This window comes from Lentzea sp. NPDC051208 (assembly GCF_040682435.1).
Lineage (GTDB): Bacteria > Actinomycetota > Actinomycetes > Mycobacteriales > Pseudonocardiaceae > Lentzea > Lentzea kristufekii.
On the sequence record NZ_JBFBAW010000001.1, the window covers coordinates 414,887 to 437,494 of the forward strand.

Below are 22,608 nucleotides of genomic sequence, written 5' to 3' on the forward strand. Positions count from 1 at the left end.
GAGGCGGCATGCGTCGCTTGACCGTGCTCCGCTCCCCCGTCGGCGCCGCCTCCGCGGTCCTGCTCACCGTCCTCCTCGCCCTGGCGGTCTTCGCCCCGATCCTCTGGGGCGACCGTGCCGCCGCCATCGACACCGACGCACTCCAGCAGGGCCCGTCCGCGGACCACCTGCTGGGCACCGACCAGCTCGGCCGCGACATCTTCTTCCGGGTCCTCGTGGCCACCCGGCTCACGATCGGCCTCGCGCTGCTGGCGACGGTGATCGGCGTCGTCACGGGCCTGGTCCTCGGTTCCGTGCCCTCGGTGCTGCCGAGGTGGGCGGCGCGGATCGTCACGTCCGCGGTGAACATCGCGGTCGCGTTCCCCGGGCTGTTGCTGGCGCTGTTCTTCGCCGTCATCTTCGGCACCGGGACGATCGGCGCGGTGCTGGCCATCGCGTTCGCGATCACGCCGTCGTTCGCGCGTCTCACCCAGACGCTGACGGCCTCGGTCAGCGGACGGGACTTCATCGCGGCCGCGCGGGTGTGCGGGGTGGGCCGGTTCCGGCTGCTGACCCGGCACGTCCTGCCCAACATCGCCGAACCCCTCGTCATCAACGCCACGCTCGCGGCCGGGTCGGCGCTGACCGCGTTCGCCGGGCTGTCGTTCCTGGGCATCGGTGTGCAGGCGCCCTCCTACGACTGGGGACGGCTGCTCGGCGAAGGCCTCAACCGCATCTACATCTCCCCCGCTCCCGCGCTCGGACCGGCGGTCGCGGTGGTGCTCGCGGGGCTCGCGTTCAACCTGTTCGGGGAGGCCGCCGCGGCAGGCCATCGTCAGCGGTCACACCGCTCGGCGACTCCGCCGCCGAAGACCACCGGCGTACCAACAGATGGCGGGTTGCTGACCGTCCGGAACCTGCACGTCACCTTCCCAGGCGGCATCACGCCGGTGCGCGGCGTGTCGTTCACCGTCCACAACGGAGAGATGATCGGCGTGGTCGGCGAGTCCGGCTCTGGCAAAAGCCTCACCGCGCTGGCCGTGTCGCGGCTCGTGGAGCATCCCGGTTCGGTCACCGCGGACACGTTGGAGTTCAACGGAAAGCCGCTCGACCGGACTCCGGACCGTGAGCTGGGCACGCGGCTCGCCATGGTGTTCCAGGACCCGACGACGTCCTTCAACCCGACGAAGCGCATCGGCCGGCAGCTCGCCGAGGTGTCCGAGGTGCACCAGGGGTTCGACCGCAGGGCCGCGGCGCGCAAGGCCGTCGACCGGCTCGACGCCGTGCGGATCCCGGAGCCGGAACGCCGGGCGAAGCAGTACCCGCACGAGTTCTCGGGCGGCATGCGGCAGCGGGCGATGATCGCGATGGGACTGATGGGCGAACCGCAGCTGGTGATCGCCGACGAACCCACCACCGCGCTCGACGTCACCGTGCAGCGCGAGGTGCTCAAGCTGCTCGCCAGGATCAGGGAGGTCCGCAGTGCCGCGGTGCTGCTCATCAGCCACGACATCACCGTCGTGGCGCAGACCTGCGACCGCGTGCTCGTGATGTACGCGGGCCGGATCGTCGAGGAACTGCCCACGGACGAGCTCTTCACGGCCGCGCGGCACCCGTACACGACGGCGCTGCTGAAGGCGGTGCCGGACCTCGACACGGACCGGGACGCACCGCTCGCGGTCATCCCCGGACGGCCACCGGAGCCCGGCGAGATCGGCCGCGGGTGCCCGTTCGCGCCGCGGTGCCCGCTCGCCGACGACCAGTGCCGCACCGAAGAACCCGAACTCACGACCCTCCGGCCGGACCACCGGGTCGCGTGCTGGAAGTCGGAGACCGAACTGGCAGGTGTGCGATGAGCGAACTCGTCTTCACCAACGTCACCGTCCGCTTCGGCCACCACACGGCCGTCGACGACGTCAGCCTCACCGTGCCGGCGGGGCAGGTCGTGGGCCTGGTCGGCGAGTCCGGGTCGGGCAAGTCGACGCTCGCCGCCACCGCGGTCGGTCTCCGCACACCCACCTCGGGCCACATCAGCGCGGACGGCAAGGTCCAGATGGTCTTCCAGGACCCGTACTCGTCGCTCGACCCGCGGATGAGCATCGGCAACTCGATCGCCGAGGCCATGCCGCGAGGCACCGACAAGAAGGCCGAGGTCGCGCGGCTGCTCGGCCTGGTGAACCTCGACCCCGGCCGGGCCACGGCACTGCCGGCGAGGCTCTCCGGCGGGCAACGGCAACGGGTCGCGCTCGCCAGGGCGCTGGCCGGACGTCCCAGGGTCGTCATCGCCGACGAGATCACGTCCGCGCTCGACGTGTCCGTGCAGGGCGCCGTGCTGAACCTGGTGCGGGACCTGCAACGACAGCTCGGCCTCTCCATGCTGTTCATCTCGCACAACCTCGCCGTCGTGCGGTACGTGAGCGACCGCATCGCGGTGATGAAGGCGGGCAGGATCGTGGAGGAGGGTCCGGCCGGACAGGTCCTCGAAGACCCGCAGCACGAGTACACGCGCGAGCTGCTCGCGGCCGCGCCGAGACGGCACAAGAGGCTGGAGGCTTCATGATCGACGATCTGCACGGGCGCAGCGTCGTCGCGGACGCCCACAACGACCTGCTGGACGCCATCGTCCACCGCCCGGTCGAGCGGTGGGTGCCGCACTTCCGCGACCGGTGGCTGCCGCAGCTCCAGCAGGGCGGGGTGAACCTGCAGGTGCTGCCGGTGTTCGTCGACGACCTGTTCCGGCCGGAAGGCGCGCTCAGGCAGACGCTGCGGATGGTCGAGGCGGCGCACCGCATCGCCGAGGCGAGCCCGGAGACCAGGCTCTGCCTCGACGGCACCGACATCGACCAGGCGCTGGCCGGCGGCCAGATCGCGCTCGTGCTCGCGCTGGAGAGCGCACCGGGCGTCGGCGAGGACGTGGAGCTCCTCCAGACCCTGTACCGGCTGGGCGTGCGCATCGCGTCCCTCGCCCACTTCGGCCGCACCGCGCTCGCCGACGGCAGCGGCGAGGACGCCACCGGCAGCAGGCTGACCAGGGCCGGCGTCGCCGCGCACGCCGAGATGGAACGCCTCGGCATGATCTTCGACGTCAGCCACCTGGGCGTGGCGGGCGTCGACCACGTGCTGGAGCTCTCGTCCCGTCCGGTGATGGCGACGCACTCGTCGGCACGGGCGTTGCGCGATCACCACCGCAACCTCACCGACGAGCAGCTGAGGGGCATCGCGGACAACGGCGGCGTGGTGTGCGTGAACTTCTTCGCGCCGTTCCTGCACGAGTCCGACTTCACGATCGACCGCCTGGTCGACCACATCGAGCACATCGCGGGCGTCATGGGCGTGCGCCACGTCGGCCTCGGCCCGGACTTCGTCAAGGAGGTCCTCGAGGACGTCACACCGCCGTGCTGCGAGGCGCAGTTGATCGAGGGCGTCCCGACCGACCGGTTCCTGCCAGGGTTGGAGGGTCCGGCGGGACTGCCGCTGGTGACGGAGGCACTGCAGAAGAGGGGCTGGCCGGAAGAGGACGTCGTCCGCGTCCTCGGCCTGAACGTGCTCGACCTGTTCCGTTCCGAACTGAGGGGATCCGCATCGTGACCACCATCGAGGACCTGTACGGCCACGCGCTGCCGGAACAGCCCGCCATCTCGCCCGACGGGTCCGAGGTCGTGTACGTCCTGCGCACCACCGACCGCGAGAACGACCGCGACGAACGGGCGCTGTGGCGGGTGTCCCCCGGTGGCGAGGCCCGGCAGCTGACCAGGGGCAGGTCGGACAACGCTCCGGCCTGGTCCCCGGACGGCACGCGGATCGCGTTCCTGCGCGCCGGGGACGGTCCCGCGCAGGTCTGGCTGCTGCCCGCCGGCGGAGGCGAGCCGGAGCAGGTGACGGACCTGCCGCACGGCGCGGGCGCGCCCGTCTGGAGCGAGGACGGCACCAAGCTCGCGTTCACCGCACCCGTCGACATCGCGGACGCCAAGGCACCGATCGTGGCCGGCCGCCTCGACTACAAGGCCGACGGGCCCGGCTACCTGCGCAGCCTCCGCTCCCATCCGCACGTGCTCGACCTCGGCACCCGTGAGGTCCGGCAGATCACCGACGGCGACTGGCACGCCGGCTCGCTCGCGTGGTCACCGGACGGCACGAAGCTCGCGTTCACCGCCGGGCGCGAGGACGACGCCGACCTGACGTTCCGGGCCGCGGTGCACCTGGCCGACGTGGACGGAGGGTCCGAGCCGGAACTGGCCGGGCTCGCGGAGGGACAGGCCGGGACGATCACGTGGGCGCCGGACGGCATGCTCGTCGTCGGACGGATCACCGCGACCTCCGGACACCTCAGCCTGCTGCACCTCTCGGCGGACGGCGAGGTGCGCGACCTGTCGGCGCCGCTGGACCGCAACGTCATGCCCGGCATGGCGGGCTACCCCGGCGGCCTGCCGGCCCTGCACGGGGACTCGGTGGTGTTCTGCGCCCGCGACCGGGGCTGCACCCAGCTCTACTCCGTGGACCTCGGCGGAGGCGAGCCGCGGCTCGTCCTGGGCGGCGACTCCCGAGTCGTGACAGGGCTTTCCGTCGCAGGAGACACCGCGGCCGTCGTCCTGAGCAGCCCGACCTCCTACGGCGAGGTCGCCACCGTCGACCTGACCACGGGCGAGGTCACCGTCCACACCGGACACAACACCGTCGGCGTCCTCGTCCGCGAGGAACGCGAGTTCACGATCTCGGACGGCACCGTCGTGCACGGCTGGCTGGTCCGCGACCCCGCGGGCACCGGTCCCGCGCCACTGCTGCTCGACATCCACGGCGGCCCGCACAACGCGTGGAACGGCACGGCCGACCCGGTCCACCTCTACCACCAGGTCCTGGCACAGCAGGGCTGGGCGGTGCTGCTCCTCAACCCGCGCGCCAGTGACGGCTACGGCGAGGCGTTCTACACGGCCGCGCTGGGCGCGTGGGGCAAGGCCGACGCCAAGGACTTCCTCGAGCCGATCGACCAGCTGGTGGCCGAGGGGCTCGCCGATCCGGCCAGGCTCGCCGTCACCGGGTACAGCTACGGCGGCTACATGACCTGCTACCTGACCAGCCGCGACAGCAGGTTCGCCGCCGCCGTCGCGGGCGGTGTTGTCAGCGACCTGACCAGCATGGCGGGCACGTCCGACGGCGGTCACTACATGACCGAGCTGGAGCTGGGCGGCGCGGGCGAGCACCTCGCCGAACTCTCCCCGCTGACCCACGTCGCCGACGTCCGCACGCCCACCCTGATCTACCAGGGCGCGCGCGACGAGAGGTGCCCCGTCGGCCAGGCCGAGCAGTGGTTCACGGCACTGCGCCAGAACGGCGTGCCCGCGAAGCTGGTGCTCTACCCGGACGAGTCGCACCTGTTCATCCTGAGCGGCAAGCCGTCGCACCGCGAGGACTTCAACCGCCGCGTCGTCGACTGGGTGCGCGAGCACGCGGAGGGTCGCAAGACGCTAGACCAGAAGCATTGGCAGCGCAGGCTTTCCGCACTCGCGAAGAAGCACGACCTGCCCGGCGCCGCACTCGGAATCCTCTACAAGGGCGAGACGGTCCTCGCGCACCACGGCGTGCTGAACCTCTCGACCGGGGTCGAGGTCACCGACGACACGATCTTCCAGATCGGCTCGATGGGCAAGGTGTTCACGACGACCGTCGTGATGCGGCTCGTCGACGAGGGCCTGCTCGACCTCGACGCGCCGATCGTCGACGTGCTGCCCGAACTGAAGCTCTCCGACCCGGTGGTCGAGCAGAAGGTGACCATGCGGCACCTCCTCACGCACACCAGCGGCATCGACGGCGACAACTTCACCGACACCGGCCGCGGCGACGACTGCCTGGAGCGCTACACCGAGCTGCTCGCCGACGCCGCCCAGAACCACCCGCTCGGCGCGACGTTCTCCTACAGCAACGCCGGTTTCGTCCTCGCCGGGCGCGTGATCGAGAAGCTCACCGGCAAGACGTGGGACGTCGCGATGCGGGAGAAGCTCTTCGCCCCGCTCGGGCTCACCCGCACCGGCACGCTGCCGGAGGAGGCGCTGCTGCACCGCGCCGCCGTCGGCCACGTCACCAAGGACGAGAAGCTCGAACCGGCGCCGGTGTGGATGCTGCCGCGCTCGGTCGGCCCGGCCGGGACGATCTTCGGCAGCACCGGGGACGTCCTCAAGTTCGCGGCGATGCACCTGAACGGCGGTGTGGCGCAGGACGGCACACGGGTGCTGTCGGAGGCGTCGGCGGCCGCGATGACCGAGAAGCAGACCGACGTGCCCGACCCTGAGGCGCTGGGCGACTCGTGGGGCATCGGCTGGATCCGGTTCGGCTGGGACGGGCAGCGGCTGGTCGGCCACGACGGCAACACCATCGGGCAGTCCGCGTTCCTGCGCATCCTTCCCGGGCACGACCTCGCGGTCACGTTGCTGACCAACGGCGACACCGCCCGCGAGGTGTACCTGGAGCTGTACAAGGAGATCTTCGCCGAACTCGCGGACCTCGACATGCCGATGCCGCGGGTGCCGGCCGCCGAGCCGCCGGCCGTGGACAACGCGCTCTACCTGGGCAGGTACGAGCGGGCCTCCATGATCCTCGACATCGTCGAGGGTGAGAGCGGGCTGCAGCTGGACGTGACGCCCACCGGTCCGATGGCCGACATGTTCCCCAAGCCGCCCGTGGTCGACCTCGTCCCGGCCGGCGACGGTCGTTTCCTCTACCTGTGGCCGGACTCCCAGAGCTGGTCCTCCCTGGTGTTCTACTCGCTGCCCACCGGGGAGCAGTACGTGCACATGGGTGTCCGCGCCACCCCGAAGGTGTCCTGATGAACCTGCTGAACGACATCGGGCGGCTCGTGTCCTGCGAGTCGCCGTCCACCGACCTGGCGGCGGTGGCCCGCAGTGCGGAGGTCACCGCCGAGGTGGGTGCCGCACTGCTCGGCTCGGAGCCGGAACGGATCGTGCTCGACGGCCGCACCCACCTGCGGTGGCGGCTGGGTTCGGGGCCGCGCAAGGTGTTGCTGCTCGGCCACCACGACACGGTGTGGCCGATCGGGACGCTGGAACGGATTCCGTTCAGCGTGCAGGACGGCGTCCTGCACGGGCCCGGCTGCTTCGACATGAAGACCGGCGTGGCGATGATCTTCCACGCGGTCGCGTCGCTGGGTTCTCCCGACGGCGTCACGGTTCTCGTGACCGGAGACGAGGAGATCGGCTCGCCGTCGTCGCGCGGCCTGATCGAGACCGAGGCGGTGGAGCACGCGGCGGTCCTCGTCTGCGAGGGGTCGGCGGACGGCGGCGCGCTCAAGACCGAACGCAAGGGCACGTCGATGTACGAGGTGACGCTGCACGGCCGCGCCTCGCACGCCGGGCTCGAACCCGAACGCGGCGTGAACGCCACGATCGAAGCGGCGCACCAGATCCTGGCGGTCTCCCGGTTGGCCGACGCCGCTGCCGGCACGACCGTGGTGCCGACCGTGCTGTCCTCCGGCACGACGACGAACACCGTTCCCGCGCAGGGGAAGTTCATGGTGGACGTGCGCGTGCGGAACCTCGCCGAGCAGCTCCGGGTCGACGAGGACATGAAGGCACTGCAGCCCGTGCTCGACGGCGCGAAGGTCGAGGTCGACGGCGGCCCGAACCGCCCACCGATGGAGCTCTCCGCGTCCTCGGCGTTGTTCGAGCTGGCTGCGAAACTTCTTCCGGGGATCACGCAGGCGGCGGTCGGTGGCGCGTCCGACGGCAACTTCACGGCGGGCCTGGGCATCCCGACGCTCGACGGGCTCGGCGCCGTCGGCGGCGGGGCACATGCCGAGCACGAGCACGTGCTGGTGTCGGAACTGGTCCCGCGCACCCGGCTGCTCGCGGCCCTGGTGAGGGAGCTGACATGACGTTGGTGGCACAGAACGTCGTCGTCCGCCAGCTCACCGAGTTCACCGAACTCGTTGCCACGCAACGGCTGTACGAGTCGATCTGGCGGTCGAACGGCAACACTCCCCCGGTCACCGCCGAGCTGCTGCGGGCGATGACCAAGGCGGGCAGCTACGTCGCGGGCGCGTTCGACGGCGACGACCTGATCGGCGCGTGCATCGGTTTCTGCTCGCCGCCGGACGCGGGCGCCCTGCACAGCCACATCGCCGGGGTGGCGGCGGGCGCGCGGGGCCGCAACGTCGGCTATGCGTTGAAGCTCCACCAGCGGACGTGGGCGCTGGAACGGGGGCTGCGCGAGGTCACCTGGACGTTCGACCCGCTGGTGCGCCGCAACGCCTACTTCAACCTGGGCAAGCTCGGCGCGGACGCGACCGAGTACCTGCCGGACTTCTACGGCCTGATGCACGACGACATCAACGCCGGCGGCGAGAGCGACAGGCTGCTGGTCAGCTGGCGGGTCGAGGCCCCGGAGGTCGTCGCCGCCTGTGCCGGTCAGCCGAGGGTCGTCAGCGCCACGGGTGGGGTCGCCCTGGGCATCTCGGACAGCTCGATGCCCGTGCGAGGCACGTGCACGGGCTCCACCGTGCTGGTAGCCGTGCCCCCGGACATCGAGGCGCTGCGGGTCACGAACCCGGCCGCGGCCACCGAGTGGCGTCATGCCGTGCGGGAGGTGCTCGGCGGGCTGCTCGCGAGCGGCGCCCGCGTCATCGGGTTCGACAGGTCCGGTTGGTACGTAGTGGAAAGGAGCAGTTCGTGAAGTTGGACGGGGTGGAGATCCGCTGGATCGAGATGCCGCTGAAGTCGCCGTTCCGCACCTCGTTCGGCACACAGACCGTGCGGCAGTTGCTGCTGCTGCGCGCTGTCACGGACGAGGGCGAGGGCTGGGGCGAGTGCGTCGCGATGGCCGACCCGGTGTACTCGACCGAGTACATGGAGGGCTGCGCGGACGTGTTGCGGCGGTTCCTGATCCCGGCGCTGACGGGGCCGATCGACGGCATCTCGGTGGCCCCTCGCGTTGCGAGGTTCCGCGGGCACCGGATGGCCAAGGCCGCGCTGGAAATGGCCGTCCTGGACGCCGAACTGCGTGCGCGCGGGGTGTCGTTCGGCCGTGAGCTGGGCGCTGTCCGCGATCGCGTGCCGTGCGGGGTGTCGGTCGGGATCATGAACTCGATCCCGGAACTCCTGGACGCGGTCGGCGGGTACGTCGACGAGGGGTACGTGCGGATCAAGCTGAAGATCGAACCGGGCTGGGACCTCGACCCCGTGCGGGCCGTCCGCGAGCGTTTCGGTGACGACGTGCTGCTGCAGGTCGACGCCAACACCGCCTACACGCTCGGCGACGCCCGGCACCTCGCGAAGCTCGACCCGTTCGACCTCCTGCTGATCGAACAGCCGCTGGACGAGGAGGAACTGCTCGCGCACGCCGAACTCGCCAAGGTCGTGCAGACGCCGATCTGCCTCGACGAGTCGATCACCTCGGCGTCGTCGGCGGCCGACGCGATCAAGCTCGGCGCCTGCCAGATCGTCAACATCAAGCCCGGCCGGGTCGGCGGCTACCTGGAGGCCCGCCGCATCCACGACGTCTGCGCGGCGCACGGGATCGCGGTGTGGTGCGGCGGAATGCTGGAGACCGGCATCGGCCGTGCCGCGAACGTGGCGCTGGCGGCGTTGCCCGGCTGCACGCTGCCCGGCGACACCTCGGCGTCGGACCGCTACTACCAGATGGACATCACCGAGCCGTTCGTGCTGGACGACGGGCACCTGACCGTGCCGACCGGTCCGGGCCTGGGTGTGACGCCGTTGCCGGACGCCCTGGACGCGGTCACGGTGAAGACGGAGTGGATTCCTGTGGCATAAAAGCCGCACTGACCTGCGGAAATATGATTCCGCAGGTCAGTGCGGCTCCACTCAAATTCGTTGAGGGACGTACTGGCATGCTGAGGTTCGCAGGTATGAGCTCGCGCTGCCGCAAGCTGACCGACGAAGGTCGAGGTAGCCCTGCAACAACCCGACGACATCCAGACCCGCTCTGACCCGTGCCCGGGAACCGCGACTTCGTCCCGATGATGATCAGCGAACAGTGACGGTTCGACCGCGCGATCAACGGCCGGACCAAGGCGTGGGCCGTCAGCACACCACCGGCCGGCTACGCGATGCACCTCGATCGGTGGACGATCTTCCACGTCGTGCGCACCCTCACCGCGCTCGCCGCGTTCCTGTTCGTCATCGCGATCGCCGTCCCACGCATCCCGTGCGGCGCAACCGGTCTACCAGCCCACGAGCAGCTGACCGAGCACCGCGGCGGGCACGGCAAGCAGGTACAGCGCGATCGCGTGCCAGCGATAAGCCGACATCGTGAACCACCGCACCACGGTCAGTCCGCCGTCGTTCCACATCAGACGGGGGCGCAGGCCGGAGCGCCAGATCAGTTCCAGCAGTGGCAGCGCCACCACGATGACGACCACCCAGGCAGGCAGCCATGCCGGGATTCGCACGATCTCCGATGCGGGCACGATCGCCGCCACGGCCACGAGCATCACGGCGGCGAAGTAGTTGATCAGCTTGCTGCGGCGGATCTCGTTCACGAACAAAACTCCCACCAGGTCAGCGGAGGCCGGCGAGTTCGTCGCCGGCCTACGGCCAAGACCCTCCATCGTGGACTGAACTCTCGCACCTGCTGCGCCACGACTCGCGGCCGCCCCCAGAGCCGCACTCACTCGGACTGATCCGTCCCGGAACCTTCTTGGTGATCACCCGTGTCTTTGGTTGCGGAACAGTCAGGGCTCGTTGACGTGTCTCTGAGCGCCGCGCCAGACTCGTGCTCGGCAGCGCTGCCAGAACTCGTCCACCGCGACCATCGGAGTTTCTCTCGTGCGCCACCGCCGTTGGGCCGAAGGCCTGAGTCGCGGTGTCATGACCATGGGTGCACAAGTCCGGCGCTCTCGTCCGCGCATCGACGAGGTCGCGCACGCGGCCGGTGTCTCAAAGTCCACCGTCTCCCGTGTGATCAACGACGAGCCGCATGTCAGCCAACGGTCCCGCGACGCCGTACGGCGGGCGATCGAACGCCTGGGCTACAGCCCCAGCCACGCGGCTCGGACACTCGCGGGCAGCAAGGCGAACGCGATCGCACTGGTGGTGCAGGACCAGGGCAGCCATGTGCTCACCGACCCGTTCGTCGCAAGTGTGCTTCGCGGTGTGCACGCGGAACTTGCCGGACGGGGAATCCACGTGCTTCTGATGACCAGCCAACACACCGCCAACCAGGACCTCGCGAACTATCTGACCGGCGGACATGTCGACGGTGTGCTCGTGATGTGCCTGCACTGTGACGACCCGCTGCCCCGGATGCTGCGCGAAAGCGGCCTTCCTCTCGTCATGGGCGGCAGGCCGCTCGCGGGTGGCGACATCCCGTTCGTCGATGCCGACAACTTCACCGGAGCACTGGAAGCGGCGCGTCATCTCGTGTCACTGAGCCGCAACAGAATTGCGACCATCGCCGGCCCGAGGAACACAGCGGTCGGCATGGAGCGGCTGAGTGGATGGTTGCGCGGCGTCAGCGAGCACCGCATTCCGACGGATCTGGTGGTGCACAGCGACTTCACTTCCGAGGGCGGTGCCCGTGCGATGAACGCGCTGCTGAACAGAGCGCCGGACCTGGACGCTGTCTTCGTCGCCGCCGACATCATGGCGCTGGGCGCCCTGGACGTCCTGCACGCCAAAGGAAAGAGGATCCCCGACGACGTCGCGATCATCGGTTTTGACGACTCCGCGATGGCCGCCGACGCCAGCCCTCCGCTCACCACGGTGCGCCAGGACATCGAACAGTTCGGGAGCACCATGGCCTGGCGGCTGATCGCCGAAATCGCCGGCGAAACACAGCTGCCTTCGTCTGTCCTGCTGCCCACCTCACTGGTGCGCCGGCTCAGCGCGTGATCTCGTGACGTTCCAAGCGATGTGAGACGCGTTCTGCTGTCGAGGACCGGTTCCACACCGGACCGACCGGCATCCGCGCGGCAGCCGGCCCACCACTCGCCACGATCTCGTCATCCCGCCCTGACCGGTCGGCGCTCGCGCCTCCGTCGCCGGCCACCGAAGACCGGCCGGGCAGAACCAGCGTGCGAGCAGGCGTTCGAGCAACGCCCTGGAGGATCGCTCAGTCGAAGTGCTCGGTCAGCACCTCGTCCACCTGTCTGCCCTCGAGCAACGTGACTTGGTGCGGCACCCCCGAATCACCATCGACTCGGTGCCGAGCTGCTCGCGTGCCTCACGCTCGTCCAACGGCCCGTCCGGGATCCACTCGAGCAGGGAACCATCCGGCCGCAGCAGCACCACGTCGAGGAAGATCCGGTCCTGAGCCGGGGTCCTCCGCTGGAAGAGGACCCTGGTGACCTCGTACATCGAGTCGACCCGGACGTGGACGTAACCACACGGTCGCCCGTCCACCCTGAGCTCGCTCACCTTTCCGTCGTAGACGGCAAGGTCGTCCGGCAGCGGCGTCGAGTCCTTGAACCGGTCTGCGTCCATGTCGGTCCCTGAACCTTTGTAGGGTCTCGCCTCGCGTGACATGTCGATCTTGTTTGACCTGCGGATCTACTCGTGTCTCACGGCGATGGCACCGTGATCAGTCTCAGTGGTCGTGTCACTTCCTCAGGTAATGCTCGCTTGTGGTCTGATCAGTTGAAGTCAGCCGGGCCCGTCCGCGCGCGTTGGTGTCTACCCTTCCGAGACGTGAAATCCGTTGTCGATCACTACTTCGGGCTGCTGTCCGCGGATGTGCTGCCATCGGACGCGTTCTGTCTCACGGCGGTGCAGGGCCTGACCGTTGACGAGGCACTTGAGCGTTTCGACGGCTATCCCGGTTGGGCTGTTGCTGACCTGGCCGAGTTGGGACAGCGAGCAATCGCCGTGTACCCGGATGAACTTCCGACCGTCATCGCGGACGAGGTGGACGGCTGGGTTCTCCTGGCGGAGAACAACGGCTGGCACGGAGCGAAAACTTCGGTGCTGCAAAGGATGTCGGCGGGCACGGTGGTCGCGTCGGCGTTCTGGAACGTCAACCGGCACAGCATGATCAGCCTTGCGCGCGACGGACAGATGCTCGCCGCGTTCGACTTCGTCATCGGCCGTGAGCGGCCGGCCGCGCTAGTGCCGCATCTGGACGGGTTGGAGTTCGCCGACCCCTACCGCGCGACCGCGGAGGCGCTCGCGTTCGTGGAACGGGTTTCCGGTGTACGGCTCACGGCGGAGTGGGCGACCGGCAGGCACCCCGCGTCGGCTGTTGGGGACCTCTGGCGGTTCCACCAGTCCGATGCCGTGGGCTGGCTCGACGTCAACGCGCCGGAGGTGCTCGCGGCGCTGGCGGTTGCCGACGCGAATGATGTTCGATCGGCCACGGAGATGGTGGTTTCCCAGGTGTGCGAGGGTCTCGAGACCGATGGCGCGTCGTTGCCGCAGGCGTACCGGCGGGTGCTGGAGCTGCGGTGGGAACGAAGCCGGCCACTCGACCCTGCGATGGACCGCATCGCACAGCTCCACGCGGCTGTCGCCCGCCGGAACACCGTGCCGCTGGAGGAACGCGCGGCCGAGGCTTGCGCACACGCGATCGCGGCCGGCCTCGCGCTGCAGGAGCGAGATCCGTCCGTTGCGCTCGCATCGGCGATGTACAACGCCTGTCAGGCCGATCGGGCCCGATGGCCTGCACTCCGGGCTGCTGTACGTGCGCGGCTGTCCTGAAGCCACGCCGCGCAACAGGTGGGCGCTGCTCTGGCGCGGTTTGACGAGCGGCGTCAGCGAACGTGGTGGCGGAACACACCGTCGTTGAAAGTCAGCCACGCACCCCCGTCGGCCGGAATCACGCCGTACGCGTCCTCGGTGCGCGCGTCGAAGGTGCCGAGGTGCGCGCCCGTGCGCACGTCGACCACGTGATGGCGGAACCACTCCTCGTCATTGCCTTCACCACCGGCCACCACGAATGCGGTATCGGCGTCCAGGTAGCCACCCGCCCACTCCAGCCACGCGTTCTCGTCGTACCCGAGGTCCGCCACACTTATCTGGATGACCACTTCGCCATCCGGGTAAGTGTGGAACGCGACGTCACCCTGTCGTGGTGGACGGTCATGAAGTGGTGGCCGTCCGCCGCGAGCGCTACCAGCACGCGGTCCTCCCACGGGTACGGGACTACGTCGAGCGCGGTGTCGCTGAGCCTGCCACGGAACAGGAACGACCCGTCCTGCCCCTCGCCCACGTCGACCAGCACGTCGGTGCCGTTGGGGTGGACGTGCTGGTGCCCGCCGTGGCCGACGGTGCCCAGGTCGGCGCTGGCGAGCACCGCCCCGGTGGCCGCGTCCAGCACGTGCCAGGTGTCCTTGCTGTCGTTCCAGTGCCCATCGCGTCCGGCCGGAACAGCCATACAACCTTGCCGTCGAGCGAGAAAGCGCATCCCGCCAGGACACCGCGCACCTTCTCCTGGAACGCGCCGAACGCGTGCCGCCACCGCACCACGCCGGCACGGTCCACGCACACCAGTTCGTTGTCCGTCGTGTAGACCGCGCTCGTCAGGTCCGGCGCGACCGCCTGTTCCCTCGGCGCAGCTGCCACAGGGAAGGCGACCTCGCCCGGAGCGTGGATGGCGCCGTCGCTATACCTGGCCGGGGTGATCATGCCCGCACGCTAGCCGAGCAGCCGAGCAACGTCGCGGCGGCGTCCGCACAGTGTGCGCTGCCGAGTCGTGCGGGCCAGCGGCGGTGACGGTGGGCGTGGGAACAGGGCGCGGTCAAAGCAGACCCACGATCTGATCACCGACGGCGCGTCGCGTGCTGTCACTCGAACGGCCCAGCAGTTCTTGGAAAATGATCAATCTCGTTTTCGATGTTACCGCTGCCATCTCACAGAGGCGGGCAGGATGTTGAGGCCTGTGAGGGTCTGGGTGATGCCGGGCCTGTGGCCACGGTGTGATTCGCGTCGTTGACCAGGAAGCGGGGCTCGCCCGCGAGCCAACTGCCCAGCACTGGGGCGCCATGACCTGACGGACAGCATCAGTCTTGCCTGCCGCGTCGGTGTACTTCGTCGACCCGTTCGCGTCGGTGACGGAGGCGACCGCACCCGACACGTCGTAGAACGTTTTCGGCGGCGCCTCGCCGGAAGGCTGGTAGGACGTCTTGCGGCCCCACGCGTCGTAGGCCGTGATCGCCGTGCCCGCGACCGAGCCGTCCGGGTTGCGGGCGGTGACCTTCGTGAGGGTGCCGCTGGCGGGGTCGTACTCGTTCTCCTTTTTCGTGTTCGACGTTGAGCCCGCCAGGCCGTTGGTCTTGGTCTCGGTCCAGGAGACGCGCCCGTCGGCCAGGAAGCCGGTCGTGGTGGTGCGGGTCACCGGTCCCGAGGTGTCGACCACAACGGCGGGCGTGAGCAGGTAGTTGAACGCGATGGTGCTGGTCGTCGGCAGGGCGGGACCCGATGCCGGTGCGGCTGCGGGCGAGGTCCGGCGGATCAGGCCTGCCCACTGCGGCTTGCCGCCGCACTCGACGTGCGCGCTGTTGGCGGCCGCGGTGTAGCGGACCGTTCTCGTCGTGCCCGCGCCAACCTCTACATTTCGCCTACACAGGTCGATTCGGACCGGCGCAGCAACTCCGTGACCGTTTCTTCCTTCACCGGGTCGCCGTACCGCTTCATGAGCGCGAGCGCGTCGGTCAGCGCCTTGCGCGCCTCACCGGGCCGTTCGGCGGTCAGGAGGGTTTCGCCCAGGTCCACCAGCGTGTTCGCCTCACCGGGTGCGTCGGCGATGCGGCGCCACTGCGCGGCGCTGCGGCGCAGTGTCGCGATCGCTTCCGGGATACGCCCGTCCGCTCTGTGGGCCAAGCCGAGCACGACGAGGGCGTAAGCGATGCCGTGGGCGTCGTCCAAGGGCTCCAGCACGGCCATCGCCTCGACGAGGTAGCGGTGCTGGGTGGTCCGATCGCCGGCCTGCCCGTACAACTCGGCGAGGTTGACCAGGGTGATGCCGTGTGCCGTGCATTGACCGCCCTGCGGCGAGTACAGGGCGTGGCCCCGCTCGCCGAATGCGATGGCTTCCTCCACAGCACCACTGAGACGGAACACGTAGCAGGCGTTGTTCAGGGCTCTCGCGGTGACGTCGTCGTCGCCGTGCTCCTCGAACAGCGCGATGCTGTCCCGGACGTACTGCTTTGCGACGCCGAAGTCACCATCGCCGCGTTGCGCGAGTTCGGCTTCCGCCAAGGCTCGGTCCAGGAGCAGACGGGCGCGGGCCAGCCGGTCACCCAGCTCGAGCAGAGCCGCATCGCACACCCGGCGCCAGTCCCGCCACAGTCCGCGCGTCCGGTAGAACGAGAAGATCCCCACGGCCAGCCCGGCGATCAGGTCGCGGTCGACCTCCGGATGCGCCGCCGCCTGTGTCACCGCGGCGACGACGTGTGCGCGCTCGCCTTCCAGCCACTCGAAGGCGGCAGCGGGGTCCACGGACTTCGGTGCCACGCCGGTGTGCGGGGTCGAGTCCAGTCGTGGCGAGGTGGGATCGACCTCGGCCTGTCCGAGACGGGCGACAGCTCCGTACAGCTCCAGCAGGCGCGTCGACACTCCGGCTTGCACGGAGGAGGTCGCCAGACCAGCCCCGTACACCCGCAGCAGGTCGTGCAACCGGTACCGCCCAGGCGCCGGAGCCTCCAGCAGGCAGGCCGAGGTCAACCTCTCGAGCAACAGCCCGGTGTTCTCCTCGTCGAGGTTCAGCACCCGAGCCGCGACCGTGACGGACAGGTCCGGCAGATCCGGCCAGGCCAGCAACGGGTAGGCCGCAGCAGCCGCCCGGTCTGCCGCGTCCTCGCCATCCGCCAGCACATCGATCGACAGGCCGAAGCAGGCCCGCACACCGGCCTCGTCCTGGTCCAGCTCCTGCAGCCGCCGAGCCGTGCCGGCCAGACGTTCCGCCAAGTAGGACACCGGCCAGACCGGTCTGGCCGCGAGGCGTGCGCCGGCGAGCTGAACGGCGAGCGGGAGCCGGCCGCAGCGGCGCACCACGGCCGCGGCCGCTTCCGGCTCCGCTTCCACTCGCGCCGTTCCCGCCGTCGCCGCGAGCAAAGCGATCGCGTCAGGCTCTCCCAGCACCTCGAGGTGCACCTGCCGGACCTGGCGCGCGGCGAGCAGAGTCCGGCGGCTGGTGATGATCGCGGCAGACCCCGCCGTCCCCGGCAGCAGCGGTGCGACCTGCTCCGAGTTCGCGGCGTTGTCCAGCACCAGCAGCACCCGGCGACCGGCGAGCTCGGTCCGCAACCTGGCCGCGGCCTCGCCGACCGTGCCGGGAACGTCCCTGCCGGCCACCCCGAGCGCGCGCAGGAACACCCCAAGCGCTTCCCGCGGCGGCACCGGCTCCCGGTCCCCGTGCCCCTGGAGATCGAGGTAGAGCTGTCCGTCGGGGAACTCGGCGGCGAGCAGATGGCCGACGTGCACCGCCAGCGCCGTCTTCCCCACTCCACCCATGCCGGTGATCGACACGACCGCGGCCGCCGCCGGGTCGCACACGACCTCCGCGACGAACTCGGCCTGTTCGGCGCGGCCGGTGAAGTGCGTGCTGGTCGCAGGGAGCTGCCGCGGCACGGTGACGCCCTGCCGCCGGGGCTTGCCCTTCCGCGCCGCGGCTCGCACGAACGCGTCCCTGTCCGGTCCGGCCAGTCCGAGCGCACTCGTCAGCCGGTCCACCGTGACGGCGTGCGGGTAGCGCCGCTCACCGCGTTCCAGCGCGCCGATCGCCTGCTCACTGAGCCGGGCCTTCTCCGCGAGCGCCTGCTGGGTGAGGTCGAGCGCGACGCGATGATCACGCAGAAGTTCGCCGAACGTCGTGCCCATCCCCGGTCCCCCTCCGGTGCGCCCCGAGAAAGCTAGCGCAACTGACCAAGATCAGGTCTGCGGAACGCCTTCTCACGTGGCCGCGCTGGACAGCCTGAACAGGGACCTTTCTCGGCCCAGCCACTTGGCGCACGTCGGTGCCGTGGAATCCGCCCGGGTGCACGCCGTAGACCCGAGCCGCACGCGGTCCGTTCACATCGACCTCTGGGCTGCCCAAGCAGCCCCTGACGCGGTCAGCTCGCGTGCTCCGCTTCGTGAACAAGCGATTCACATCCACCACGGACGGGCATCCAGAAGGCGACTGTGACCGTCGAGGGAAGGCCGCCATGTCCGTCTCCGCACAGGACCGACTGCTCGCCGGGCGCTACGAGGTGGGCGAGTTGCTGGGCGCCGGAGGCATGGCGGACGTGTACCGCGCCTGGGACACGCGTCTGCGGCGCGACGTCGCGGTCAAGCTGTTCCGGTCCGGATCGGACACCGCGGACGACAGGCGTTTCGAGAACGAGATCCGCACGCTGGCGTCCTTGTCCCATCCAGGACTGGTGCAGGTGCACGATGCGGCAACGGCTGATGACTCGCCATTCGTCGTTCTGCAGCTCGTCGAGGGACGAACCCTGCGTGACCGGATCGCGGACGGTCCGCTACCAGTGGCGGACGTCCGCCGCTTGGGCGCGGAACTCGCCGACGCGTTGGCGTACGTGCACGCCAGAGGGGTCGTGCATCGTGACATCAAGCCGTCGAACGTTCTGCTCGACCACCACGGCAGACCACACCTGGCAGACTTCGGCCTGGCCAGGCTGACCGGTTCAACCCGGCTCACCAGAGCGGATCAGCTGGTCGGCACCGCCGCCTATCTCGCCCCCGAACAGGTGCGCGGCGAAGACATCGATCACGCGGTCGACATCTACGCCTTGGGTTTGGTCCTGCTCGAGTGCTTGACCGGGCAACGGGAGTACCAGGGCAGTGACATCGAGGCCGCCGTCGCCCGCCTGCACCGTCAGCCGGCCGTGCCCGACGTGGTGACTGAGGACCTCAGGCGCCTGCTCACCTCGATGACGTCACCCTCGCCGCACCGCCGCCCGACGGCCGCGCGATGCGCGCATGCCTTGCGTCATCCCGACGAGGTTCCGACTGTGACCGGACCGGCTGTTCGCCCGCGTCCACCAGTCCGGTTGCTGGCCGCGTCGGCAGTGCTCGTGGTGCTCATCGCCGCCGGCATCGCCGCAGCGCTGGTGAACCAATCTCCACCCGCCGAATCCGCGCCCCCGGCCAGCACGAGTGCCCAGCCACCCGTCAGCAGCACGGCGATCCCGCCGGCGGTCTCGGCCGGCCAGTCCCCCGTCGCCCCCGCAGTGGTACCCGCCCAAGCCGAGCCCCCAGGCCGTGACACGGACAGCGAGAACAAAGGCAAGGGGAAGGGTGGCGGCGACAAGGCCCAGGAGCCGGGCAAGAACAAGAACAAGGGCAGAGACGACCAGGGCAAGGGCTGACTCATCACATGACGCAGCACTTCGGCCAGCCCACCAAGTACTGGGACGTCGTCAGACGAACCGCTTGACGAAACCGAGGACGGTCTCGCTGTCTACCTTGGTTTCGCTCTGAGGCGGTCGCCGTTGCCTCGTGCAGCGCGGCAGCCCAGGACATGCGGGTGTTCGAAGCGCCACCGCGCCGGCGCCGTCTGTGCCAAAGCGCCGTCGCCAAGCCCGAATTCGAGCTGATCGCACCACGAGCTGCCGGCTTGCTCCGCGTCATTCTGACCGACTCACGGGCAGGATCGCAGGCCTCGGTTTGTGGCGGTCAGGCGAGGGTACGTACGGCGAACCATCGATGTGCCTTTGATCTCGGCAGGAGGATACACATGACCAGCGCAACAGGCCCCGTGGGCGGCGTTCCCAGAAGATGCCGTGTGTTGGTTGTGGATTAACCGGGTAGGCGCCTACCGTGGGACTGACATGCGCAATGCGGTCGCCTACAAGGCGGATGTGGCCAGATTCAACAGCCAGTCGGGCTATGCCGCGTGTGCTCGAGCGGGAAGAGCCGCCGATGGACCCACAGCTCCACGGGCATGCACCCTTCACCGTCGAGATCCGTGCCAAGGACGACATCCCGATCGTCGCGGTCACCGGCGAGATCGACCTGAGCAATGAGGACGTCATTCAGGCCGAGATCAGCGACCAGCTCGACCGTCGCCCGCCGCTGCTGGTGATCGATCTGCGGAAGGTCACGTTCATGGGCTCGGCCGGGATCAGGCTGTTGATCGGCAACCACATGACCGCTACGAGCTCGGGTATCCGGCTGCCGGTCGTGGCCGCCCACCACGCCGTTCTCCGGCCGCTCGAGGTCACCGAGGTGGATCAGCAGCTGGAGCTGATCACCGATCAGGACGATCCGCTCTCCCAGCTCGCGTGCAACTAGGCGGTCCCGTGCGGGCCGTCCGCTGACCGCCCGCACACCAGCTCGCGGCGACACTCGCACAGGTCTTGGGCGATCTCCAAGCCACGCACGAGGCACTTTCACCGGCGCCCCGGCGGTCCCAGGCAGGTCGCGAGGCTCGACCTTCGAATGAATTGTTTCTCCCATCCCCTGCTCGCTGACATCCAGCCGGACGGTTCGCCTCTGGGAGCTGTCGACCGGGCGGTGTCTGCGCACGTTCACCGGTCACACCGACACCGTCCTCTCGGTGAGCGTCACGCCGGACGGAGCGCGAGCCGTGTCCGCGGAAAAGGCCGAGCGAGCCTGACCGGCGAAGCCGCGCTTGGGTGGCCGGAAGTCACCCTCCCGGCGGCCGGCGGACCAATCCGATTCTCTCCGCTCCTCGAATCACCTTCGACCGTCGTTACCCGACCAGGAGGTTTCGGTGAAGCGTCAACTGAGTTTGTTCTTCGTGTCCACCGCCGCCGCGGCACTCGTGTTCGCGGGCGCCGCCCCGGCAGCACTCGCCCACGACGGTTCCCACCACGGCGGTGAGTCCGGCACAGGGCTGAGCCTGGGTCTGGGTCTCGACCTGGACCTCGGGCTGGGTCTCGGCCAGTACCGCTACTCCCAGCTCACCGGCAAGGCGGAGGTACCGGGGCCGGGCGATCCGGACGGGCGCGGTCAGGCCTCCGTGCGGATCTCGCGTGACAAGCTGTGCGTCAGCCTGACGGTGCGGAACATCCAGCCGGCGACTGCCGCGCACATCCACCGCGGTGCAAAGGGCACTGCTGGACCTGTCGTGGTCAACCTGGCGGCACCGTCCGACGGGACGAGCTACAGCTGCGTCCAGGTCGATCGCGCACTCACCAGGGAGATCGCGCACAAGCCCGGTCAGTTCTACGTGAACGTGCACAACGCCGAGTACCCGGCGGGCGCGGTGCGTGGCCAGTTGCAACGCTAGCCGGACGCCTCAGCGCCGGAGCCACGCCGGTCGCCCGCTTTCCACCGTGTCGTCGCCGCCCTCGTCGGCACCGTGGTCGTGGGTCGTGCGTGCTCTGGCGCTGAGTTCGGTTCGACCCCGGGCTGCGCTGGCGCGACCTCCAGCAGTGGTGGCAACAGTCCCAAGGCATCGATGACGCTGTCGAGGCGAAGCGGTCCCTCTACAAGCGACTGTGGGGCTACCTACCTGGCCACACGGACGGCGCGTCGTCCTGGAGGTCGACGGGCAGCACCTCCAGGGCGAACGACTCGGTGATGTGCCGCGCCCATTGGCCCGCGTCCGGCACGGACACGATCGGATCGTCGATGCCCACCAGAGCGGGGCCAGCGCTGCAAGTTCGCATCGACAGGTCTCGATCGCCCGGCAGTCGTTGTCGTGCGCCGGTGTGGGAGCCGGCCGGGTGCCGGAGGGATCGTGGTTGCCGTCCCGATCGTCAGCGGGCTTCGCTGAGCCGGGAGGCGCGCATGACATCGAGCTGGGCGGCGCCGCGGGTTTCCGGGGCCGCCGTGTAGGTGACGATGCGGAGGTCGGCTCCGGGCACGGTCAGCACGTCGCAGTCCAGGGTGACCTCGCCCAGCTCGGGATGGCTGATCGTCTTCAGGCCGCTGGTCAGCTGCTCCATGCCCGCCGCGGCCCACAGTTCACCGAAGAACGGCGAGGCCGCGCGCAACCCGTTCACGAGTGCGGCCAGTTCCGGGTCGGCCGGATAGCGGGCGACCGCTTCGCGCAGGTCCGCGACGATGGCAGTCTCGAACGCGTACGGTCTGGCCGCCGACGAGACGGGGCGCAGGTGCCAGCGACCCTCACCCGTGCCGAGGAGGGCGCGGGCGAGGTTGCGTTCGGCCGGCGGCAGGCCGGACGGATCGCCGTGCAAGGCCGTCCACATGTCGTTCCACCACAACAGACTCCAGTCAGCGGCGAACACACCGATCGGAAGATCACCGAGGCGGGCGACGAGGCGGCGGATGCTCGGCGGCACGTGAGTGCCGACGGTGCGGTCGCGCGGTGGGAGCAGCCCGGCTGCGCGGAAGAGCTGGTCGCGTTCGGCTGGTGTGAGCCGCAGGGCGCGGGCGACGGCCAGGACCACCTGCGCGGAGGGATTGGTGGCCCTGCCCTGCTCCAGGCGCAGCACGTACTCGACGGACAGGCCGGCGAGCTCGGCGAGTTCCTCGCGGCGCAGGCCTGGGGCGCGCCGCGCTGGCGTCGAGGAGGTCGTCGACCAGCCGCTGCGCGGTGCGATCGGAGCCGAGCCGTGCGGTGGCGGCGCGGAGATCGGCCGCGTATCCGCGGCCGATCTCCGCATGCTCCTCGGGTGTGTTGAGTGCACGCGAACTCGGTTCGGTGAACCACCGCCACGTGACGTTCGCGTCCCGGCCCTCCAGCCCGGCCCAGGATCCGATGAGCGCGCGGCTCAACGGGTTCTGCGCCTGCAACGAT

Annotated in this window: 20 protein-coding genes and 2 pseudogenes; 13 read left to right on the forward strand and 9 right to left on the reverse strand. The window is 69.7% G+C overall.

What is annotated here, in order from left to right; translation table 11 throughout:
- Positions 1-8 precede the first annotated feature (8 nt).
- The 7 genes and pseudogenes from AB0M48_RS01695 (at position 9) to menC (ending at position 9,758) form a co-directional block, all read left to right on the forward strand.
- Entirely contained in the window at positions 9-1,835 is a 1,827-nt protein-coding gene (locus AB0M48_RS01695) for a dipeptide/oligopeptide/nickel ABC transporter permease/ATP-binding protein (RefSeq protein ID WP_363835285.1), read from the forward strand.
- Positions 1,832-2,509 (forward strand): annotated as a pseudogene (locus tag AB0M48_RS01700) (ATP-binding cassette domain-containing protein); the annotation flags it as partial. The gene AB0M48_RS01695 and the pseudogene AB0M48_RS01700, both read left to right, overlap by 4 nt.
- Before the next feature lie 26 nt (positions 2,510-2,535).
- Positions 2,536-3,567 carry a membrane dipeptidase gene (locus AB0M48_RS01705; protein ID WP_363835287.1) on the forward strand — a complete coding sequence of 344 codons (1,032 nt, stop codon included), beginning with the start codon at positions 2,536-2,538 and terminating at the stop codon, positions 3,565-3,567.
- The gene (locus tag AB0M48_RS01710; protein WP_363835289.1) at positions 3,564-6,797 is read left to right on the forward strand and encodes an LpqB family beta-propeller domain-containing protein; all 3,234 of its coding nucleotides are present in this window, start codon (positions 3,564-3,566) and stop codon (positions 6,795-6,797) included. Before AB0M48_RS01705 ends, AB0M48_RS01710 begins: the two co-directional genes overlap by 4 nt.
- On the forward strand, positions 6,797-7,861 hold the full coding sequence (locus AB0M48_RS01715) for a M20 family metallopeptidase (protein WP_363835291.1): 1,065 nt from the start codon (positions 6,797-6,799) through the stop codon (positions 7,859-7,861). The genes AB0M48_RS01710 and AB0M48_RS01715 overlap by 1 nt, the downstream gene beginning before the upstream one ends.
- Complete coding sequence (locus AB0M48_RS01720) at positions 7,858-8,658, forward strand: GNAT family N-acetyltransferase (protein ID WP_363835293.1); 801 nt, start codon at positions 7,858-7,860, stop codon at positions 8,656-8,658. Before AB0M48_RS01715 ends, AB0M48_RS01720 begins: the two co-directional genes overlap by 4 nt.
- On the forward strand, positions 8,655-9,758 hold the full coding sequence (gene menC / locus AB0M48_RS01725) for an o-succinylbenzoate synthase (protein ID WP_363835295.1): 1,104 nt from the start codon (positions 8,655-8,657) through the stop codon (positions 9,756-9,758). The genes AB0M48_RS01720 and menC overlap by 4 nt, the downstream gene beginning before the upstream one ends.
- Positions 9,759-10,168: 410 nt before the next feature.
- Here the strand turns inward: menC and AB0M48_RS01730 are convergent, their stop codons facing one another.
- Positions 10,169-10,501 carry a hypothetical protein gene (locus tag AB0M48_RS01730; protein WP_363835297.1) on the reverse strand — a complete coding sequence of 111 codons (333 nt, stop codon included), beginning with the start codon at positions 10,499-10,501 and terminating at the stop codon, positions 10,169-10,171.
- Positions 10,502-10,820: 319 nt separating this feature from the next.
- Here AB0M48_RS01730 and AB0M48_RS01735 point away from each other — a divergent pair, with 319 nt between their 5' ends.
- Positions 10,821-11,837 carry a LacI family DNA-binding transcriptional regulator gene (locus AB0M48_RS01735; RefSeq protein WP_363835887.1) on the forward strand — a complete coding sequence of 339 codons (1,017 nt, stop codon included), beginning with the start codon at positions 10,821-10,823 and terminating at the stop codon, positions 11,835-11,837.
- 237 nt (positions 11,838-12,074) lie between these two features.
- Here AB0M48_RS01735 and AB0M48_RS01740 read toward each other — a convergent pair whose 3' ends face one another.
- A complete protein-coding gene (locus AB0M48_RS01740) occupies positions 12,075-12,428 on the reverse strand; it encodes a hypothetical protein (RefSeq protein WP_363835299.1) in 354 nt (117 codons plus the stop codon).
- A gap of 93 nt (positions 12,429-12,521) precedes the next feature.
- On the opposite strand from AB0M48_RS01740, the gene AB0M48_RS01745 reads away from it, so the two are divergent.
- Entirely contained in the window at positions 12,522-13,637 is a 1,116-nt protein-coding gene (locus AB0M48_RS01745) for a DUF6461 domain-containing protein (RefSeq protein WP_363835301.1), read from the forward strand.
- 53 nt (positions 13,638-13,690) lie between these two features.
- Here the strand turns inward: AB0M48_RS01745 and AB0M48_RS01750 are convergent, their stop codons facing one another.
- From AB0M48_RS01750 to AB0M48_RS01765, 4 genes are all read right to left on the reverse strand, one after another.
- Entirely contained in the window at positions 13,691-13,948 is a 258-nt protein-coding gene (locus AB0M48_RS01750) for a hypothetical protein (protein ID WP_363835303.1), read from the reverse strand.
- A gap of 2 nt (positions 13,949-13,950) precedes the next feature.
- A complete protein-coding gene (locus AB0M48_RS01755; RefSeq protein ID WP_363835305.1) occupies positions 13,951-14,313 on the reverse strand; it encodes a hypothetical protein in 363 nt (120 codons plus the stop codon).
- A 363-nt stretch (positions 14,314-14,676) separates the two neighbouring features.
- Entirely contained in the window at positions 14,677-15,273 is a 597-nt protein-coding gene (locus AB0M48_RS01760; protein ID WP_363835307.1) for a hypothetical protein, read from the reverse strand.
- A 212-nt stretch (positions 15,274-15,485) separates the two neighbouring features.
- Positions 15,486-17,756 carry a tetratricopeptide repeat protein gene (locus AB0M48_RS01765; protein ID WP_363835309.1) on the reverse strand — a complete coding sequence of 757 codons (2,271 nt, stop codon included), beginning with the start codon at positions 17,754-17,756 and terminating at the stop codon, positions 15,486-15,488.
- A 326-nt stretch (positions 17,757-18,082) separates the two neighbouring features.
- On the opposite strand from AB0M48_RS01765, the gene AB0M48_RS01770 reads away from it, so the two are divergent.
- From AB0M48_RS01770 to AB0M48_RS01785, 4 genes are all read left to right on the forward strand, one after another.
- A complete protein-coding gene (locus tag AB0M48_RS01770) occupies positions 18,083-19,246 on the forward strand; it encodes a protein kinase (protein WP_363835312.1) in 1,164 nt (387 codons plus the stop codon).
- Between the two features lie 553 nt (positions 19,247-19,799).
- A complete protein-coding gene (locus AB0M48_RS01775; protein ID WP_363835315.1) occupies positions 19,800-20,171 on the forward strand; it encodes an STAS domain-containing protein in 372 nt (123 codons plus the stop codon).
- Between the two features lie 226 nt (positions 20,172-20,397).
- Entirely contained in the window at positions 20,398-20,496 is a 99-nt protein-coding gene (locus tag AB0M48_RS01780; protein WP_363835888.1) for a hypothetical protein, read from the forward strand.
- 117 nt (positions 20,497-20,613) lie between these two features.
- Complete coding sequence (locus tag AB0M48_RS01785; protein WP_363835317.1) at positions 20,614-21,132, forward strand: CHRD domain-containing protein; 519 nt, start codon at positions 20,614-20,616, stop codon at positions 21,130-21,132.
- A gap of 217 nt (positions 21,133-21,349) precedes the next feature.
- Here AB0M48_RS01785 and AB0M48_RS01790 read toward each other — a convergent pair whose 3' ends face one another.
- From AB0M48_RS01790 to AB0M48_RS01800, 3 genes and pseudogenes are all read right to left on the reverse strand, one after another.
- The gene (locus AB0M48_RS01790; protein ID WP_363835320.1) at positions 21,350-21,484 is read right to left on the reverse strand and encodes a hypothetical protein; all 135 of its coding nucleotides are present in this window, start codon (positions 21,482-21,484) and stop codon (positions 21,350-21,352) included.
- 120 nt (positions 21,485-21,604) lie between these two features.
- Positions 21,605-22,474, reverse strand: coding sequence for a helix-turn-helix transcriptional regulator (locus AB0M48_RS01795; RefSeq protein WP_363835323.1), 870 nt, complete (start codon positions 22,472-22,474; stop codon positions 21,605-21,607).
- A pseudogene (locus tag AB0M48_RS01800) lies at positions 22,362-22,604 on the reverse strand (transcriptional regulator); the annotation flags it as partial. The pseudogene AB0M48_RS01800 and the gene AB0M48_RS01795, both read right to left, overlap by 113 nt.
- Positions 22,605-22,608: the final 4 nt, after the last annotated feature.

What these genes read in the sequence shown, in the direction of transcription:
- AB0M48_RS01695 (WP_363835285.1), top strand. Translation starts at nt 9, where the DNA reads ATGCGTCGCTTGACCGTGCTCCGCTCCCCCGTCGGCGCCGCCTCCGCG.
- AB0M48_RS01705 (WP_363835287.1), top strand. Translation starts at nt 2,536, where the DNA reads ATGATCGACGATCTGCACGGGCGCAGCGTCGTCGCGGACGCCCACAAC.
- AB0M48_RS01715 (WP_363835291.1), top strand. Translation starts at nt 6,797, where the DNA reads ATGAACCTGCTGAACGACATCGGGCGGCTCGTGTCCTGCGAGTCGCCG.
- AB0M48_RS01720 (WP_363835293.1), top strand. Translation starts at nt 7,858, where the DNA reads ATGACGTTGGTGGCACAGAACGTCGTCGTCCGCCAGCTCACCGAGTTC.
- AB0M48_RS01735 (WP_363835887.1), top strand. Translation starts at nt 10,821, where the DNA reads ATGGGTGCACAAGTCCGGCGCTCTCGTCCGCGCATCGACGAGGTCGCG.
- AB0M48_RS01740 (WP_363835299.1), bottom strand. Translation starts at nt 12,428, where the DNA reads ATGGACGCAGACCGGTTCAAGGACTCGACGCCGCTGCCGGACGACCTT.
- AB0M48_RS01755 (WP_363835305.1), bottom strand. Translation starts at nt 14,313, where the DNA reads ATGGCTGTTCCGGCCGGACGCGATGGGCACTGGAACGACAGCAAGGAC.
- AB0M48_RS01765 (WP_363835309.1), bottom strand. Translation starts at nt 17,756, where the DNA reads ATGGGCACGACGTTCGGCGAACTTCTGCGTGATCATCGCGTCGCGCTC.
- AB0M48_RS01770 (WP_363835312.1), top strand. Translation starts at nt 18,083, where the DNA reads ATGTCCGTCTCCGCACAGGACCGACTGCTCGCCGGGCGCTACGAGGTG.
- AB0M48_RS01775 (WP_363835315.1), top strand. Translation starts at nt 19,800, where the DNA reads ATGGACCCACAGCTCCACGGGCATGCACCCTTCACCGTCGAGATCCGT.
- AB0M48_RS01795 (WP_363835323.1), bottom strand. Translation starts at nt 22,474, where the DNA reads ATGCGGAGATCGGCCGCGGATACGCGGCCGATCTCCGCGCCGCCACCG.